This is a genomic window from Sphingobium sp. B1D7B, assembly GCF_025961965.1.
In the GTDB taxonomy this organism is placed as follows: domain Bacteria; phylum Pseudomonadota; class Alphaproteobacteria; order Sphingomonadales; family Sphingomonadaceae; genus Sphingobium.
Window position 1 is genome coordinate 3,600,379 of sequence record NZ_JAOQOR010000001.1, and the last position, 16,638, is coordinate 3,617,016.

The 16,638-nt window shown below is 64.8% G+C and carries 15 protein-coding genes; 11 read left to right on the plus strand and 4 right to left on the minus strand.

The annotated features are described in order from the left end of the window. The first annotated feature begins 54 nt into the window (after positions 1-54). Together M2336_RS16880 and M2336_RS16885 are read left to right on the plus strand one after the other, a co-directional pair. A complete protein-coding gene (locus M2336_RS16880) occupies positions 55-984 on the plus strand; it encodes an electron transfer flavoprotein subunit alpha/FixB family protein (RefSeq protein ID WP_264573363.1) in 930 nt (309 codons plus the stop codon). Positions 985-1,224: 240 nt separating this feature from the next. Next, positions 1,225-1,890, plus strand: coding sequence for a DUF1345 domain-containing protein (locus M2336_RS16885; protein ID WP_264593222.1), 666 nt, complete (start codon positions 1,225-1,227; stop codon positions 1,888-1,890). A 329-nt stretch (positions 1,891-2,219) separates the two neighbouring features. Here M2336_RS16885 and M2336_RS16890 read toward each other — a convergent pair whose 3' ends face one another. Together M2336_RS16890 and M2336_RS16895 are read right to left on the minus strand one after the other, a co-directional pair. Then, positions 2,220-3,005 (minus strand): 3-hydroxybutyrate dehydrogenase, encoded by a 786-nt coding sequence (locus M2336_RS16890; protein ID WP_264593223.1) that lies wholly within the window; start codon positions 3,003-3,005, stop codon positions 2,220-2,222. After that, complete coding sequence (locus tag M2336_RS16895; RefSeq protein ID WP_264571034.1) at positions 3,002-4,180, minus strand: patatin-like phospholipase family protein; 1,179 nt, start codon at positions 4,178-4,180, stop codon at positions 3,002-3,004. Before M2336_RS16895 ends, M2336_RS16890 begins: the two co-directional genes overlap by 4 nt. A 194-nt stretch (positions 4,181-4,374) precedes the next feature. Between M2336_RS16895 and M2336_RS16900 the strand changes: the two genes are divergently transcribed. Next, a complete protein-coding gene (locus tag M2336_RS16900) occupies positions 4,375-5,259 on the plus strand; it encodes a neutral zinc metallopeptidase (protein ID WP_264593224.1) in 885 nt (294 codons plus the stop codon). 854 nt (positions 5,260-6,113) lie between these two features. On the opposite strand, the gene dksA is transcribed toward M2336_RS16900, so the two are convergent. Beyond that, positions 6,114-6,575 (minus strand): RNA polymerase-binding protein DksA, encoded by a 462-nt coding sequence (gene dksA, locus M2336_RS16905; protein ID WP_181560338.1) that lies wholly within the window; start codon positions 6,573-6,575, stop codon positions 6,114-6,116. A gap of 262 nt (positions 6,576-6,837) precedes the next feature. Between dksA and serS the strand changes: the two genes are divergently transcribed. From serS to rimO, 4 genes are all read left to right on the plus strand, one after another. Continuing rightward, positions 6,838-8,115, plus strand: a complete 1,278-nt coding sequence (gene serS / locus M2336_RS16910) for a serine--tRNA ligase (protein ID WP_264573366.1) — start codon at positions 6,838-6,840, stop codon at positions 8,113-8,115. Further along, positions 8,115-8,888: a 5'/3'-nucleotidase SurE gene (gene surE, locus M2336_RS16915; RefSeq protein WP_264573367.1), complete on the plus strand. Its 774-nt coding sequence runs from the start codon at positions 8,115-8,117 to the stop codon at positions 8,886-8,888. Before serS ends, surE begins: the two co-directional genes overlap by 1 nt. Before the next feature lie 106 nt (positions 8,889-8,994). After that, positions 8,995-10,053, plus strand: coding sequence for a potassium channel family protein (locus M2336_RS16920; RefSeq protein ID WP_264573368.1), 1,059 nt, complete (start codon positions 8,995-8,997; stop codon positions 10,051-10,053). 67 nt (positions 10,054-10,120) lie between these two features. Then, positions 10,121-11,491 carry a 30S ribosomal protein S12 methylthiotransferase RimO gene (rimO, locus tag M2336_RS16925; protein WP_264573369.1) on the plus strand — a complete coding sequence of 457 codons (1,371 nt, stop codon included), beginning with the start codon at positions 10,121-10,123 and terminating at the stop codon, positions 11,489-11,491. Between the two features lie 106 nt (positions 11,492-11,597). On the opposite strand, the gene M2336_RS16930 is transcribed toward rimO, so the two are convergent. Beyond that, the gene (locus M2336_RS16930; protein ID WP_264573370.1) at positions 11,598-12,425 is read right to left on the minus strand and encodes a DUF3298 and DUF4163 domain-containing protein; all 828 of its coding nucleotides are present in this window, start codon (positions 12,423-12,425) and stop codon (positions 11,598-11,600) included. Positions 12,426-12,508: 83 nt separating this feature from the next. Here M2336_RS16930 and M2336_RS16935 point away from each other — a divergent pair, with 83 nt between their 5' ends. From M2336_RS16935 to msrA, 4 genes are all read left to right on the plus strand, one after another. After that, a complete protein-coding gene (locus tag M2336_RS16935) occupies positions 12,509-13,909 on the plus strand; it encodes a leucyl aminopeptidase family protein (protein ID WP_264573371.1) in 1,401 nt (466 codons plus the stop codon). Between the two features lie 91 nt (positions 13,910-14,000). Beyond that, complete coding sequence (locus M2336_RS16940; RefSeq protein WP_264573372.1) at positions 14,001-14,906, plus strand: C40 family peptidase; 906 nt, start codon at positions 14,001-14,003, stop codon at positions 14,904-14,906. Continuing rightward, entirely contained in the window at positions 14,903-15,829 is a 927-nt protein-coding gene (argC, locus tag M2336_RS16945; RefSeq protein WP_264573373.1) for an N-acetyl-gamma-glutamyl-phosphate reductase, read from the plus strand. The genes M2336_RS16940 and argC overlap by 4 nt, the downstream gene beginning before the upstream one ends. Positions 15,830-16,014: 185 nt before the next feature. Then, on the plus strand, positions 16,015-16,545 hold the full coding sequence (gene msrA, locus M2336_RS16950; protein WP_264573374.1) for a peptide-methionine (S)-S-oxide reductase MsrA: 531 nt from the start codon (positions 16,015-16,017) through the stop codon (positions 16,543-16,545). Positions 16,546-16,638 lie beyond the last annotated feature (93 nt).

Genomic DNA, 16,638 nt, shown 5'->3' on the forward strand with positions numbered 1-16,638 from the left:
AACGCTTCTCGACTTCGCTCGAAGCGAACGGGATGCGGATGAAGGGACAGGATAATGAAGACACTGGTTCTGGTCGAGCATGACAATGCCACCCTCAAGGATGCGACCCTGCCGGTCGTGACCGCCGCCGCCCAGCTTGGCGAGGTCCATCTGCTCGTCGCGGGCAAGGGCTGCGCCGGGGTGGCGGAGCAGGCCGCCAAGATTGCTGGCGTCGCCAAGGTCCATCTCGCCGATGATGCGGCGCTGGAGCACCAGCTCCCCGAGAATGTCGCACCGTTGATCGTGGACCTCATGGGGCATCATGACGCCTTCCTCGCCCCGGCCACGACGACCGGCAAGAACATCGCGCCGCGCGTCGCCGCCTTGCTCGACGTGATGCAGATTTCGGACATCATCGCGGTGGATGGGCCGGACATGTTCACGCGCCCGATCTATGCCGGCAATGCCATCGCGCAGGTGAAGACGAGTGACGCCAAGCTGGTCATCACCGTGCGCGGCACCGCCTTCGACAAGGCGGCGCCCGAGGGCGGATCGGCCCCGGTGGAGGCCGTGTCCGGCACCGGCGACGCTGGCACCGCGCGCTTCGTGTCCGCCGAGGTCGCAGCCTCCGAGCGGCCCGAACTGACGAGCGCCAAGATCATCGTGTCCGGTGGACGTGGCGTGGGCAGCGGCGAGAATTACAAGGCGCTCATCGAGCCGCTGGCCGACAAGCTCGGTGCCGCCGTCGGCGCCTCGCGCGCGGCGGTGGACGCGGGCTTCGTGCCCAATGATTATCAGGTCGGCCAGACCGGCAAGATCGTGGCGCCGGACGTCTACATCGCCGTCGGTATTTCCGGCGCCATCCAGCACCTTGCCGGCATGAAAGACTCCAAGACAATCATCGCCATCAACAAGGACGAGGACGCGCCGATCTTCCAGGTGGCCGACGTCGGACTGGTGGGCGACCTGTTCCAGATCGTGCCGGAGCTGACGAGCAAGCTCTGAGGCGCGGGGTGCATTCGGCAGAATGCGGGAGCGTCGCTATTGGACGCGTCCGGGTTCTGCGGGGCCATGCCGGACTCTGCTAAAGGTTCCTAACCTTGGCGCACAGAAGGGCGTGGACGTGACTTGCGTTGTAGAACGGGAAAGTCAGGGATTGGCGAGCCCCGAACGGCGATGCGCGCCGGCGCTAGCAGATGAAGAAACAAGGTTCGGCAGGCAATTTCGCCCGCTATAGTCGCACCGATGGCTCTTGACCTTGGACGGCGCCTTGCGCCCATACGCTTCCTCGCTTTTGCGGCGATCCTGCTTGTCAGCCTGCCGCTGCTGCATCCGGTCCTGGGCTGGCGTCATGCCATGATGGCGGGATTCGATGTGGCGGCCGGTATCTTTCTGCTGTCCGTCTGGCCTTTGCTGGCCCGCGCCGGGCCGGATCAGATGCGCCAGTCTGCCGCGCGGAACGATGCCAATCGCACCTTGCTGCTGGGGATAACCGGCGCGGTCTCGCTGGTGGTGCTCGTCGCAATCTTCTCCGAACTTGAGAACAGGCACGATCCCGGCATCGAGGCCATGGCTCTGGTCATCGGGACCCTGGCACTGGCGTGGATCTTCTCGAACATGGTCTACGCCCTCCATTATGCCCATATGTTCTATGTGCGGAGCGAGGGCGACGCGAAGGACGAGGGCGGCGCGGATGCGCGCGGCTTCGACTTTCCCGGCACCAAGGAGCCGACCTATTGGGATTTCGTCTACTTCAGCTTCACGCTGGGCATGACGTTCCAGACCTCGGACGTGGCGGTCACCTCCACCTCGGTCCGGCGCGTGGCGACGATCCACTGCCTTGCCGCCTTCGTCTTCAATCTGGGCGTGCTGGCCTTCACGATCAACGTGCTGGGCGGCAGCGGCAACTGATCCCGTCGCTCTGGCTGCGACACATTGATACAAACTCCGCCGATTGCGACAAAGTCTCGTGACAAGTGGGGGCTATACAGTCCTCATCAGCGTTACTCTCCCACGGCGCTGATACTCTCCCACAGTCCCCGACGGCCCCTCCCTCCCCCAGGGAGGGGCCAAGGACGTTTGGGGGTAAGCGCCCCCCGTTCCCCACCACAACTAAAATTGCGATTAGTGCTCCTGCGCAGGCAGGAGCCTAGGGCGCAGCCGGATGTCCTTGCCGCCCTAGGCTCCTGCCTGCGCAGGAGCACACGTTACGCTATTAGAAGTTATGCTTGATGGCGTTGTCAGGCAGCGGTCCAGCCGCCATCCACGCTGATGTTCGCGCCGGTAATGTTGCTCGCGGGATCCGAGCAGAGGAACATCGCGATGGCGGCGACCTGCTCCACCGTCACGAACTCCTTGGTCGGCTGGCCAGCCAGCAGAACATCGTTGATCACCTGCTCGCGCGTCATGTTGCGCGCTTTCATCGTGTCCGGAATCTGGCCCTCGACCAGCGGGGTCCAGACATAGCCGGGCGAGATGCAGTTGGCGGTGATGCCAAAGGTCGCCAACTCCAGCGCGATCGTCTTGGTGAAGCCGGCAAGGCCGTGCTTGGCCGTCACATAAGCCGACTTGAACGGCGAGGCGACGAGGCTGTGCGCGGAGGCGGTCTGGATGATCCGGCCCCATTTACGCTGCTTCATATAGGGCACGGCAAGCCGGGTGGTGTGGAAGGCGGATTCCAGATTGAGCTTGATGATGAGGCTCCACTTGTCGAGCGGGAATTCCTCAACGGGCGCGACATGCTGGGTGCCGGCATTGTTGATGAGGATGTCGACGCCGCCAAAGGCCTCCGCCGCCTGCGCCATCATCGCCTCGATCTCCTCCGGCTTGGTGAGATCATGGCCGGAATAGATCGCCTTCGCGCCGCTCGCCTGTTCCAGGGCCAGCCGCTCCTTCTCGATGGCATCGGCATCGCCAAAGCCGTTGATGAGGAGGTTGACGCCCTCGGCCGCCAGCGACTTGGCATAAGCAAGGCCGATGCCTGATGTGGAGCCGGTGATCAGCGCTGTCTTGCCCTTCAAACTCATGCCTGCTTCTCCTTGATCTGACCGGTCAGCGCGAGGTCGAAGGTTGCGCTGCGGCCGCTGACGATGTTTTCCGCGATAAGCTGGGTCCCGTGCGAGAGCACGGCGGCGACGGCGGCATCGCCCTGCGCCCAGTGATCCAGCATCGTGCGGCGCGAAAACTCGAAATCGCGCGCGCCGCTATGCCAGGCGCGCAGGCGGTGGATGAGATGGATGATGTTGACCGATCCTTCCTCGATCATCCCCGCCAGCCGCCGCGCCTCGGATGTTTGGGCGACGTCCTGCGGCAAGCGATCCAGCAGCGCGCGGATCGCCTCATGCTCCCGCCGGGTACGCAGGAAGCGGTCCGTCACCTGCCGGGTGCGGCTGGAATATTGAATATCCTTTTGCCGCGACCAGACATCGCTCATTTCGCGCGGCAGCGGCCCTTCTGCCGGGAAGAGATCGACCTGGAAGATCAGCAGATCACCGGACTGGTGCTCGAGGACATGACTGAGCGGGGTATTGGAGACCAGGCCCCCATCCCAATAATGGCGGCCGTCAATCTCCACCTGCGGGAGTCCCGGCGGCAGGGCACCGGAAGCCATGACATGGCGGGCATCGATCCGGCCCCGCCATTGCGGGTCCTGATTGTCGAAATAGACGAAATTGCCGCTCTCGATATCCACTGCGCCAATGGAAAACCGCATGGGACCGTGATTGACCCGGTCCCAGTCGACCAGCCGGTCCAGCGTCTCGCGCAAGGGCGCCGTGTCGTAATAGCTGATCGCTTCCGTCGTTCCGGGCGGCGCCCATAGGGGCTGCAGAAAATGCGGGCGGAAGAAACCTGGTACGCCCCCGAGCAGTACCGCGCCGGCGGCGGCGAGATGTGCGCCCTCGCGCAGATGATCGTCCTCGGGCAGGCAGATGTTCGGCAGGCCGCTGCTGACGAGAGTCCAGAACTCGGTCAGACGGGCCACCCATTGATCGGGCGTGTTGCCGGCGATGATGGCGGCATTGACGGCGCCGATGGAGATGCCTGCGACCCAGTCGATCCCGATGCCAAGCGCCGCCAGCCGCTCGATCACGCCGGCCTGATAAGACCCCAGCGCGCCTCCGCCCTGGAGGACCAGTGCGACCTGATCGGGCAAAGGGAGCGGCGCATGGCCGCCGCGGCGACGCGGAGTCGGCATATCCATGGTGCGATGCAATATCCCATTCCCCGGCCGTCCACCAGCGCCGAGCGGGGACCGGATGTCGCGATCCCCACAGAATTGCCGGGGCGTTGGGATAGTTCCTAGCCTTGTTGCATTTCACCGTCGCAGCGGGGAGAATTTCCCGACACATCGACCATGGCGTGATCATGCAAGCACGCGCTGGGGAAGGGACGAGAATGCGGCTCGACGACGAACGGGAAAGCAGCAACTACGAGATCCAGCGTGGCGGCGGGGGCGGTTTCGGCGGCGGGGGCGGCAATCTGCTCGGCATGTTGCTGCCGATGATCGGCAGCCGCTTCGGCTGCGGCGGGGTGGTAATCGCGCTCGCCGTGTTCGCCTTCATCAGCTTCAGCGGCGGCGGGCTGCTGACCGGCGGAGATACCTCCCAGCCGGCGACCGAGCAGGGCGCTCCTACGGGTCAGGAGGGAGAGCTGACACAGATGCAGAGCTTCTCGCTCAAGGTGCTCAACACCACCGAGCGCATCTGGGGCGATCTCTTCCGGCAAAGCGGCCAGACCTACAAGCCCGCCGTGCTCTCATTCTATGCCCAAAACGGACAATCTGGCTGTGGGATCGCGCAATCGGCCATGGGACCATTCTACTGCCCGCTCGACGAGAAGATTTACCTCGACACGGATTTTTTCCGGGAACTGCAGCAGCGCTTCGGCGCACCGGGCGACTTCGCCCAGGCCTATGTGATCGCCCATGAAGTCGCGCATCATGTCCAGCATCTGGAGGGCCGGCTGGATGATGTGAACAAAAGGCAGCAGCAGCTGGGCGAAGCACAAGCCAATGCACTGCAGGTCCGCATCGAGCTGCAGGCCGATTGCTACGCAGGGGTGTGGGGACGCCGTACCGGTCTGATGGAAACCGGCGACCTTGAGGAAGGCCTGCGCGCTGCCGCAGCGATCGGCGATGACACGCTGCAAAAGGACGCCGGGCGCCGGCCGATGCCGGACAGCTTCACCCACGGCACCAGCGCCCAGCGGGTGGCTTGGCTGCGTCGGGGCTACGACTCCGGCGACCCTGCCCAGTGCGACACCTTCAGCGGCGACATCTGATCGTCGAAGCGGGCAGGTGATTCGCGAATGAGGGCGACATTGCATTCGATTGCAATGTTCAGCTAGGAGCAAGGCGCCCTTGTCCATGATCAGAAAATGGCGGGTTTCTTTGAATTTTTTTCGCTTCTTTGAGGCGATCGCCGGTTGATTCCGTCACCTCTCGCGGACGCGAGATAAAACCCAGCGATGAGAGGGATGAAGAAGGTTTCCTCTTCGGAGAAAATTTTTTCTCTTTTATATCAACCCTGTATACGCAAATTACATTTTTGCATCAGCGAGTTTCGTTTTTCGCACTTGCAGCAAAAAACGGATGTGCTATTTAGAAACTGCCTTTCAGGCATCCTCTCCTAAGACTCAAGCGGCCGATCTCTCACGAGGTCGGCCCTTTTTTTTTGTATAAAACTGCATTAGGCAGGCCCGTCTCCATCGCTCTTACAAGATTACTTCGGAGAGGGAGCCGCCGGGAAGACCGGCACGGGCGACGGGACAAAGCGGAGGATCGAGCGCTTAGAAGCAGCTCTCCTCCGCTTTTTCGTTTCTGAACATTGCGCGGGACTCTGAACATTGCGCGGGACTATCGAGGCAGCAGTGTCTTGCTGTCATTGGGCAGGCTGCCTTCCGTAAGCGGCTTTGAGTGCGCGGGTAGGGCACAAGGATGCCCCCCGAGCGAAGGCGGCAGCCCGGCACCGTTGACAGCCTCGCGAGAGAACAGAAAGCCCGCGAGCACTGAACCGCGCACGCGCAATCAATGCTAGTCGATCAGTCAGGAAGGCGAGCGGCCAGAACGCCGCTCATCGGCGGCGCGCCCTGCGCAGACATGCAAGCTATCGGGAGCAGAGCCGCTAGTCGTATGATCAATCGTCGCGAGAGACTTTTTCCTGCCGTTCGTGGCGCTCCTGCGCCTCAACGGTCATGGTCGCGATGGGGCGGGCTTCGAGGCGACCGAGCGAGATGGGCTCGCCGGTCACTTCGCAATAGCCATATTCGCCATCGTCGATGCGGCGCAACGCGGCGTCGATCTTCGAGATGAGCTTGCGCTGCCGATCGCGGGTGCGCAGCTCGATGGACCAGTCCGTTTCGCTAGAGGCGCGATCGTTGAGATCGGGCTCGCGCAGCGGTTCGCTCTGCAGCGTGGCGAGCGTGCCCTCTGCCTCAGCGAGAATCTGCTTTTTCCAATCGAGCAACCTGCGGCGGAAATATTCCAGCTGCAGCGGCCCCATAAACTCTTCGTCTGCGGAAGGCCGATAGCCTTCGGGAAGATCGATCCCCGAGCCTTTCGAGCCGTTTTTATCCGACGAATCTGCAAGCGAGGCCATTCACTTCTCCGCGTCGATCAAGTCGCCGATTTCCGGCGCTCTCGCGGCGCCTATAGAGCGCAGCCGAGAGTGAAACAAGCACTGTTTCCAGCGCATTGAACGATGACTGAACAACGGCCGAATCCGCCATGAAACGGCGGCCGAACGAGCCGATTATCGCCGCCCTCGCCAGGCTTTGGTGGCGGTGCCGGTCGCGTCCCCATCACTGGGAGATCGCTGGCCGCTTGATCGGCCATGGCGCGCGGGGCATAGGCGGTGCGCCATGCATGATATCAAAGCCATTCGGGACAATCCCGCCGCCTTCGACGCCGCCCTCGCCCGCCGTGGCATGGAGCCGGTCGCCGCCTCCATCGGCGAGGAGGACACGCGCTGGCGCGCCGTCGCGACGCAGGTGCAGGAAGGCCTCGCGCGCCGCAATGAGGCCAGCAAGGCCATCGGCCAGGCGATGGCGAAGGGCGACAAGGAGACAGCCGAGGCGCTGAAGGGCGAGGTCGCGACCCTCAAGACCAGCCTGCCCGAGCTGGAGGCGCAGGAGAAGACGCTGGCGGAGGCCGTGCAGAGCCGTCTTGCCGCCATTCCCAATCTGCCCGCCGCAGACGTGCCCGATGGCGTCGACGAGACTGGCAATGTGGAAGTGCATCGCTGGGGCACGCCGCGCAGCTTCGACTTCACGCCGCAGGACCATGCCGATTTCGGTCCCGCGCTCGGCCTCGATTTCGAGGGTGCGGCTGCCATGTCCGGCGCGCGCTTTGCGGCGCTGCGGGGGCAGATGGCGCGCCTCCACCGGGCGCTGGCGCAGTTCATGCTCGACCGGCAGACGGAGGCCAATGGCTATACCGAGGTCAATCCGCCGCTGCTGGTACGCGATGAGGCGGTGTTCGGCACCGGGCAGTTGCCCAAGTTCGCCGAAGACCTCTTCCGCACCACCACCGGCCACTGGCTGATCCCGACCGCCGAGGTGAGCCTAACCAACCTCGTGCGCGAGCAGATTTTGACCGAGGCCGCGCTGCCGATGCGGTTCACGGCGCTCACGCCCTGCTTCCGCTCGGAGGCGGGATCGGCGGGGCGCGATACGCGTGGGTTCATTCGTCAGCATCAGTTCGAGAAGGTCGAGCTGGTGGCGATCTGCACGCCCGATCAGGCGGCGGCGGAGCATGAGCATATGCTGAAATCCGCCGAGGGCATTCTTGAGGCGCTCGGCCTGCCCTATCGCCGGATGCTGCTCTGCGCCGGGGACATGGGCTTTTCCGCGACCAAGACCTTCGATCTCGAAGTCTGGCTGCCCAGCCAGCAGACCTATCGCGAGATCAGCTCCGTCTCGACCTGCGGCGACTTCCAGGCGCGGCGCATGAATGCGCGCTACCGGCCCGAGGGCGAGAAGGGCACGCGCTTCCTGCACACGCTCAACGGATCGGGTCTCGCCGTAGGGCGGACACTGGTGGCGGTGCTGGAGAATTACCAGAACGCCGACGGCAGCGTGACCGTGCCCGAGGCGTTGCTACCCTATACCGGTGGCCTCACGACGCTGGCGCCCGCCTGATGCGCATTCTGCTCACCAATGATGACGGCGTAAACGCGCCCGGCCTCAAGGTGCTGGAAAAGATCGCCCGCTGCTTCTCAGACGACATCTGGATCGTCGCACCGATGGAGGAGCAATCGGGCGCCGGGCATAGCCTGACACTCTCCCGCCCGCTGCGCCTGCGCCAGCATGGTGAGAAGCATTACAGCGTCTCCGGCACACCCACCGATGCGGTGATGATGGCGGTAGGGCATCTGATGAAGGACCAGAAGCCCGACCTGCTGCTCTCCGGCGTCAATCGCGGCGCCAATCTGGGCGAGGACGTGACCTATTCCGGCACCGTCTCGGCGGCGATGGAAGGCGCGATCTCCGGCGTGCGCTCGATCGCGCTGAGCCAGGTCTACTCGCGCGAGGGGCTGGGCGACAGCATTCCGTTCGAGGCGGCCGAGGCCTGGGGCGAGCGGGTGGTCCGCGCGCTGCTCAAGCAGGATGCGCTGGAACGCACACTCATCAACGTGAACTTCCCGGCCCTGCCCGCCAGCGCGATCAAGGGCATCAAGGTCGCGCGCCAGGGCTTCTACGACATCGACCGCACCCGCATCGTGCCAGGCACCGATCCGCGCGGTTATGATTATTTCTGGTTCGGCCTGCACCACAGCGACTCAGCACCGGAAGCGAGCGACCTCGCGGCGGTGGCGGAGGGTTATGTATCGGTGACGCCGCTGCATTACGACCTGACGCACTATGAATTGCTGACGGCGCTGGAAGCGGGGCTGGCGGGGGTCGTCGAATAACGGCAGTAATCCTCTGAGGAGGAGGGGAGAAGGTTGAACGCGCCAGCGCTTCCGCTTTCCCCACCTCGCCTTGCACCCTGCCCTCCCCGCTGGCACAAGGCCGGTGATGTTCCAGCGCGACGATCCCCGCGTGCCGCCGCGCGCCTTTTTGCGACGGCGCTCGTCCCTGCCGGTCTGGGCCGACCTCGCCTGGCGGGTGGGCGCGATTCTGATCCTCGCGACCTTCGTTCTGATGGTTCACTGGTTCGAGCGGGACGGGCTGCGCGACAATCTCGACGGGGAGGTCAGCTTTGGCGATGTCGTCTACTTCACCGCCGTGACGGTCACCACCGTGGGCTATGGCGACATCGTGCCGGTCACGGACCGCACCCGGCTGTTCGAGAGCATCTTCGTTACCCCGGCGCGCATCTTCGTCTGGCTGATCTTTCTTGGCACGGCCTATCAGTTCGTTTTCCGCAATGTTTGGCACAGGTGGCGCATGTCGCAGATCCAGAAGTCCCTCACCAACCACATCATCGTCGCCGGCTTCGGCACGAGCGGTTCCGAGGCGGTGCGGGAGCTGGTGGCGCGCGGCACCGACCCACGCTGCATCGTCGTCATCGAGCGCAGCGACGAATCACTGGCGCTGGCCGAGGCTGCTGGCTGCAACATCCTGAAAGGGGATGCGACGCGCGACCAGACTTTGATGGACGTGCGCGTTCAAGAAGCGCAGGCCATGATCGTCTCGGCCGGACGCGACGACACCTCGATCCTCGTGACGCTGACGGCTCGCCACCTCGCGCCCGATATTCCGTTGAGTGTCGTCGTGCGGGCGCCGGATAATGAGTCGCTGGCCCGCCAGGCGGGTGCGACGACGGTCATCAATCCGGTCAGTTTCGCCGGACTGCTGCTCGCCGGTTCGTGCCAAGGCGCTCATATCGCCGATTATATGGCCGATCTTGCCGCATCGGGCGGGCGCGTGCAGCTGCGCGAGCGCCGCGTCACGCAGGCCGAGGTGGGCGAACCGCTGAGCGCGATCCAGACCGGCCTGGGCGTGCGGCTCTACCGGGCCGGGCGCGCTTATGGTTTCTGGGAGCCAGAGGCCGCGATGCTCTATGCTGGTGACATGATCATCGAGATCATTCCCAACGACGGCGAAACACCGCCCAGCCCTAGCCCGGCGTAACGGCGCAGATGGACCGCGCGGGACGACTCGCCTTTTGCTTGCCGGCGCCCTATATGCGCGCGCAATCATGGCATTGAAAATTCCCGACGCGCCCAAGGTGGGCATGGTCTCGCTCGGCTGCCCCAAGGCGCTGGTCGATTCAGAACGTATCCTCACCAAGCTGAGGAGCGATGGTTACGCCTTGTCCCCGGACTATGATGGCGCGGACGTGGTGCTGGTGAATACCTGCGGCTTCCTCGACAGCGCCAAGGAAGAAAGCCTCGAGGCAATTGGCGAGGCCATTGCCGAGAACGGTCGCGTGATCGTGACCGGCTGCATGGGCAATGAGGCCGAGCTGATCCGCGCCCGCTTCCCGCAGGTGCTGGCGATCACCGGTGCGCATCAATATGAGGATGTGGTCAATGCGGTGCACGATGCCGCGCCGCCCGTCCCCAATGCTTTTGTCGATCTGGTGCCCGAGGGCGGCCTCAAGCTCACCCCGCGCCATTATGGCTATGTGAAGATCAGCGAGGGCTGCAACCACAGCTGCGCCTTCTGCATCATCCCCGACCTGCGCGGGAAGCTCGCCAGCCGGCGGATCGATGCGGTGCTGCGCGAGGCGGAGAAGCTGGTCGCGGCGGGCACGAAGGAACTGCTGATCATCAGCCAGGACACCTCTGCTTATGGCGTGGACGTGCGCCATGAGGAGCGGCTGTGGAAGGGCGAACCGGTGCGCACCCATATGACCGACCTTGCCCGCGCACTCGGCGGCCTGCGCACGCCACAGGGCGAGCAGCCCTGGGTGCGGCTGCATTATGTCTACCCCTATCCGCATGTCGACGCGGTGATCCCGCTGATGGCGGAAGGGTTGCTGACGCCCTATCTCGACATCCCCTTCCAGCACGCCGCGCCCAATGTGCTGCGCGCCATGAAGCGCCCCGCCAACGAGGCGAAGGTGCTGGAGCGCCTGCGCGGCTGGCGGGAAATCTGCCCCGATATCGCAATCCGCTCCAGCTTCGTCGTCGGCTTCCCCGGCGAGACGGAAGCGGACTTCCAGTATCTGCTCGACTGGCTGGAGGAAGCGCGGCTCGACCGCGTCGGCGCCTTCCGCTTCGAGCCGGTGGAAGGCGCGCAGGCCAATGCCCTGCCTGACCATGTGCCAGACGACGTGAAGGAAGAGCGCTTCCAGCGGATCATGGACGCCTGCGCGCGGATTTCAGCAGCGAAGCTGGCGACCAAGATCGGCCGCACGTTGCCTGTGATTATCGACGAGGTTGGCGAACCGGATGAGGACGGCAACGTCGGGGCGACCGGCCGCAGCCAGGCTGACGCGCCGGAGATCGACGGGCATGTCTATCTGCGCGATGTGGATCCGGGGCTGTCGGCGGGTGATTTCGTCTCGGTCGAGATTGAGGATGCGGATGAGCACGACCTGTTTGGCGTGCCGATTTCGGTCTGACCAAGCTTTCCAGCCTCCCGTTCGTGTTGAGCGAAGTCGAGACACGCCGGCGCTGGTTTATCGTGTCTCGACTTCGCTCGACACGAACGGAAGGTGGTTCTGAAGGTTACTGCGCCGCCGCGAAGGCCCCCTTCCAGGCCGGTTTCACCGCGCCCAGCACGGCCGCATCCACCGGCACTTCGATCTCGTAGATCCCTTCCGCATAGGGCCCGGCCTCATAAGGCATGATCACGAAGTGAAGGCGGTTGAGCGCGCCGCCACCTGAGGTCGCGGCAATGATCGTCTGCTTGGTTGGATCGACACATTGGTCGAATTCGGGGATCGGGCTGCCCTCCCCGCTGCCGACGGGCTCTCCGCGCCGCTTGGCGCGCTCGGCGTCCAAAGCCCCGCAGAAGCGGTCTTTAACGGCGCGGCCTAGCGCAGCAATGTCGAACAGGTCGCTGGCTTCCAGCGCCTTATTCCCGGCCTTGTCCCAGTAGAGAACCTTGACCAGTGGCATGCCGTGGGCGCCGCCCGTATAGCTATAGCCTTCGCTGCGCAGAACGAGCAGCGTCGGCACGTCGGCCGCCACGGACCAGTCCTCGGTGTAGCTATAGCCACGGAAGGGATAGCCGGCTTCCTTCGCGGAGGCTTCTTCTGCCCGGATGCCGTCCTCCGTTTCCTTGCGCTGCTTCTCCGCGCTCTCCTGCAGCATGGCATCGAGCGGGGCGATGGCCGCCGCCGCGGCGGGCCAGCTGACGCGAAATTCAGATTCGCCCTTGGTGAACGCCACCGACTTGCCCCCCACCGCATTGGCCTGCATCGCATTGGCGGGCTCGGCTGCGTTAACCGCATTCTCGACCGGCGCCTGCATATTGTTGGCGACGGTCTCATTGCCGCAGGCGGCCAGCGCGATGCAAAGGCTGAGCAGAGTGGCGGTCTTGATGGGGGCCATGGGGCAATCCTTTCACGAATGGGGCGAGCCTAACGGATCAGCCGGCGCTTGCCGAGGCCCCTTGCGCACTCTAACCCTGCATTATGACGGACCCAGCCGATCTCGTGCGCCCCGACACGGGCCAGACCGCCCATCTCATCCATCTCATCGATGCCGCCAGCCATGAGCAATGGCTCGCCGGACGGACCGAGCGGGAACGCGCCGCGCTCGTGGCGCAGAATTACCAGCCAAAGGCCTATGCCCACGCCATCATGCCCGGGGAAAAGCCCGATGGTTGGAGCGTGGTGACATATGTCGCCAAAGTCGACTCGCTCTCCAGCTGGTGCCTCGCCAAACTGCCGGGCGTGCTGCCCGCGGGAACCTATCGCCTGGCCGAGCGGGAGCCGGGCCCGGCCATCTTCGGCTGGATGACGGCGCAATATCGCTTCGAGCGCTACAAGGCGAAGCCGGCGGCCAACGGACCATGCGTTCTGCTCACCGGCCAGCCCAGCGCCATTGACGGTGCGGCCGCGCAGGCCCGCGCGACGGCGCTTGTGCGCGATATGGTCAATACGCCGACGGCCGAGATGGGGCCGGACGAGATCGAGGCGCAGGCGCGCGCGGTCACCGAGCGCCATGGCGCGACCATGACCGTGACGCGGGGCGATGCGCTCGAATCGGGCTATCCGATGATCCACGCCGTCGGCCGCGCGGCGGACCGGGCCAATGCGCCCCGGCTGATCGAGCTGGTCTGGGGCCGCGAGGAGCATCCCCGCGTCGCGCTGGTCGGCAAGGGCATTACCTTCGATACCGGTGGGCTCGATATCAAGCCGGCCTCCGGAATGCGCCTGATGAAGAAGGACATGGGCGGCGCGGCCCATGCGCTGGCCCTGGCGGATCTGGTGATGGGTGCGGGCCTGCCGGTGCGCTTGCACCTGCTACTGCCGGTCGCCGAGAACGCCATCGCTGGCAATGCCTTCCGCCCCGGCGATGTGCTGCGCAGCCGCAAGGGCCTGACCGTGGAGATCGGCAATACCGATGCGGAGGGACGGCTGGTGCTCGGCGACGCGCTGACGCGGGCCGGGGAAGACAAGCCCGAACTCATCATCGACTTCGCCACGCTGACCGGTGCGGCCCGGGTCGCGCTCGGCCCGGACCTGCCTGCGCTCTTCACCAATGATGATGCGCTGGCGGCCACGCTGGCCAGCTGTGGCAGCGACGTGGATGATCCCCTCTGGCGCCTGCCCCTTTGGGCGCCCTACAACGACCTGTTCAAGAGCGACATTGCGGACCTCTCCAACAGTGGCGAAACGCCGTTTGCCGGCGCCTCGACGGCGGCGCTGTTCCTCCAGCGCTTCGTGCCGGACAAGACCCTGTGGGTGCATTTCGATACCTTCGCCTGGCGGCCGACCGCCAAACCGGGCCGACCCAAGGGGGGCGAGGCCCTCGGCCTGCGCGCGACCTTTGCCATGCTGCAAAAGCGCTACGGACAGTCGGGGGATTGAGCGATCGGGGCGTCTGCGCCGGGGGCCGGGATGCACCGTTGCGGTCGGGTATCCCTTGACCTTTCGGCCTGTTTTGCCGCAGGGGGCGCCGATGAAACAGACCATCGCCGGGACTAGCGTGGCGTCGTCGCCCGAACGCAAGAGCGTGAAGCTGGACGGGACATCCCGCAGCTACGATCCGCGCGTGCGCGCGATCCGGCCCGATCTGGCCGATGTGGCCCTCGCCGATCTGTATTTCGCGCCGCATTATGCCGCGCCGGTGCCGCGCAGCTGCGTTGTAGCCGCCACGATGCTGCGCGCCGCACCGGACGTCGCCGCAAGCGCCGTGAGCGAGCTGCTCTATGGCGAGAGCTTTCACATGCTCGATGCCCGCGCCGGCTGGGCCTGGGGCTATTGCGGCCATGACCATTATGTCGGCTATGTGCCGCTGGACGCGCTGGGCGAACCTGTCGAGGCCAGCCATGTCGCACGCGGCCTCGCGCCGGTGTTCGCGGCGGCCGATATCAAGTCACCGGTGCAGATGCTCCTGCCCGCCGGTGCCAAACTGGCCGGTACGGCGCAGGGCGATTTTCTCGCCATCGATGCCGGGTTCGTTCATCAGCGGCACGTCCGCACCCTCGCGGATGTCGAGAGCGACTGGGTTGCCGTCGCGGAGCGCCACTTGGGCGCGCCCTATATATGGGGTGGCCGGGGCCTTGGGCTCGATTGCTCGGGGCTGGCGCAGATCGCTCTGGCTGCCTGTGGGATAAACGCACCGCGCGACACCGACCAGCAGGCCGAGGCCGTCGGCGAGGCGCTGGGCGACAATGCGGCGCTCCGACGAGGCGACATCATCTTCTTCCCCGGCCATGTGGGGCTGATGGTGGATGGCGAGCGCCTGATCCATGCCAATGCCCACGCGATGGCCGTGACCATCGAGCCGCTGAACGATGTCGTCGCGCGGCTCCGCGACACGCATGAGCAGCCGGTGACAGGCCGGCGCAGGATTACGACATGACAAAGATTTTCATTGATGGCGCCGCCGGCACCACCGGCATCCAGATCCGGGACCGGCTGGAGGGGCGCAGCGAATTCGATCTCATTACGCTGGGCGATGCCGCCCGCAAGGACGATGGCGCGCGCGCCGAGGCGATCAACACCGCCGATATCGTCATCCTCTGCCTGCCGGACGATGCTGCGCGCCAGTCCGTGCAGATGATCGCCAATGATCGCACGCGGGTGATCGACGCCTCGACGGCGCATCGCGTGGCCGATGGCTGGGTGTATGGCATGCCGGAAATCTCCGGCCATGATACCGTCGCGAAAGCCCGCTTCGTGAGCAATCCCGGCTGCTATTCGACCGGCTTCATCGCGCTCGTGGCGCCGCTGGTGAAAGCCGGCATCATCCCCGCCGAGACGCAGCTCACATGCAACGCCGCCTCAGGCTATTCTGGCGGCGGCAAGGCCATGATCGCTGAATACGAAGGCACTGACGGCGCGCCGAGTGCCTTCCGCACCTATGCGCTCGGCCTTGGGCACAAGCATGTGCCCGAAATGCAGGCCCGCTGCGGCCTGACGCATCGCCCGCTGTTCGCGCCGGCTGTCGTGCCGGTCTATTCCGGCATGATCGTGGACGTCCCGCTGCATCGCGATCTGTTGGTCAGTGGCGCGGATGCCGGCACCATGCGCGCAGCGCTGGCCGAGCATTATGCAGGCTCGCCGATCATCAGCGTGGCGGATGATTATGAGGCGGCGACGCTCCCCATCGAGTTGCTGCGGGACAAGGACATCATGCGCCTGTTCGTCTTTGCGGATGAAAGCAGCGCGCAGATCCGACTGGTCGCGGCGCTCGACAACCTCGGCAAGGGCGCATCCGGTGCGGCCGTGCAGAACCTCAACCTGATGGCGGGCCTGCCGGAGACGACGGGGCTGCGCCTTTAGGCAACGGCCAGCGGATTTCCGTTCCCGTTCGTATCGAGCGAAGTCGAGACACTTTGCCACTGTGCTTGACGTGTCTCGACTTCGCTCGACACGAACGGCAGGTGGACTGGGCGCACCCCTTTGCACCCCGCCACCGACTTCCTATCTTTGAGGCAACACACCCCTCCTCGAAAGGACGCCCCCTCATGAGCGCGACTGCTACGCTGGCCGGCGGCTGCTTCTGGTGCACAGAAGCGGTCTATCAAAATCTCGCGGGCGTCGAGTCCGTCGAGAGCGGCTATATCGGCGGCAGTAAGCCCAACCCCACTTATGAGGAGGTCTGCTCGGGCAGCACGGGCCATGCCGAGGCAATCCGCATCACTTATGATCCGGCCGTGATCGGCTATGGCGATCTGCTCGACATCTTCTTTGCCACGCATGACCCGACGACAATGAATCGGCAGGGAAATGACATCGGCACCCAATATCGCTCGGCGATCTTCCCCCATGATGCCGAGCAGGAGGCCGCGGCACGCGCTGCCATGGAACGGGCACAGGCGGACTGGCCGAGCCCTATCGTCACAACGATCGAGCCGCTGGCCACCTGGTATCCAGCCGAGGATTATCACCAGCAATATTGGGATCGGGTTGGCGACCGGAACCCTTATTGCATGGCGGTGATCCCACCCAAGCTGCAGAAGCTGCGCAAGGGCTTCGCCGACCGCCTGCGAAACTGAGGGGAAACGGTGGCCATTCCGGCGCAGCAGTCTTGCGCGACGACGTGAAGCCGCTCAGACAAGGCACCTGTCCCTGATGGACATTGGAGAGGC

Bases quoted from the DNA above. Each gene is read 5' to 3' on its own strand.
- M2336_RS16930 (WP_264573370.1), bottom strand. From the start codon at position 12,425: ATGGCCCCCATCAAGACCGCCACTCTGCTCAGCCTTTGCATCGCGCTG.
- M2336_RS16940 (WP_264573372.1), top strand. From the start codon at position 14,001: ATGAAACAGACCATCGCCGGGACTAGCGTGGCGTCGTCGCCCGAACGC.
- M2336_RS16920 (WP_264573368.1), top strand. From the start codon at position 8,995: ATGTTCCAGCGCGACGATCCCCGCGTGCCGCCGCGCGCCTTTTTGCGA.
- dksA (WP_181560338.1), bottom strand. From the start codon at position 6,575: ATGGCCTCGCTTGCAGATTCGTCGGATAAAAACGGCTCGAAAGGCTCG.
- msrA (WP_264573374.1), top strand. From the start codon at position 16,015: ATGAGCGCGACTGCTACGCTGGCCGGCGGCTGCTTCTGGTGCACAGAA.
- argC (WP_264573373.1), top strand. From the start codon at position 14,903: ATGACAAAGATTTTCATTGATGGCGCCGCCGGCACCACCGGCATCCAG.
- M2336_RS16890 (WP_264593223.1), bottom strand. From the start codon at position 3,005: ATGAGTTTGAAGGGCAAGACAGCGCTGATCACCGGCTCCACATCAGGC.
- M2336_RS16935 (WP_264573371.1), top strand. From the start codon at position 12,509: ATGACGGACCCAGCCGATCTCGTGCGCCCCGACACGGGCCAGACCGCC.
- serS (WP_264573366.1), top strand. From the start codon at position 6,838: ATGCATGATATCAAAGCCATTCGGGACAATCCCGCCGCCTTCGACGCC.
- rimO (WP_264573369.1), top strand. From the start codon at position 10,121: ATGGCATTGAAAATTCCCGACGCGCCCAAGGTGGGCATGGTCTCGCTC.
- M2336_RS16885 (WP_264593222.1), top strand. From the start codon at position 1,225: ATGGCTCTTGACCTTGGACGGCGCCTTGCGCCCATACGCTTCCTCGCT.
- surE (WP_264573367.1), top strand. From the start codon at position 8,115: ATGCGCATTCTGCTCACCAATGATGACGGCGTAAACGCGCCCGGCCTC.
- M2336_RS16900 (WP_264593224.1), top strand. From the start codon at position 4,375: ATGCGGCTCGACGACGAACGGGAAAGCAGCAACTACGAGATCCAGCGT.
- M2336_RS16880 (WP_264573363.1), top strand. From the start codon at position 55: ATGAAGACACTGGTTCTGGTCGAGCATGACAATGCCACCCTCAAGGAT.
- M2336_RS16895 (WP_264571034.1), bottom strand. From the start codon at position 4,180: ATGGATATGCCGACTCCGCGTCGCCGCGGCGGCCATGCGCCGCTCCCT.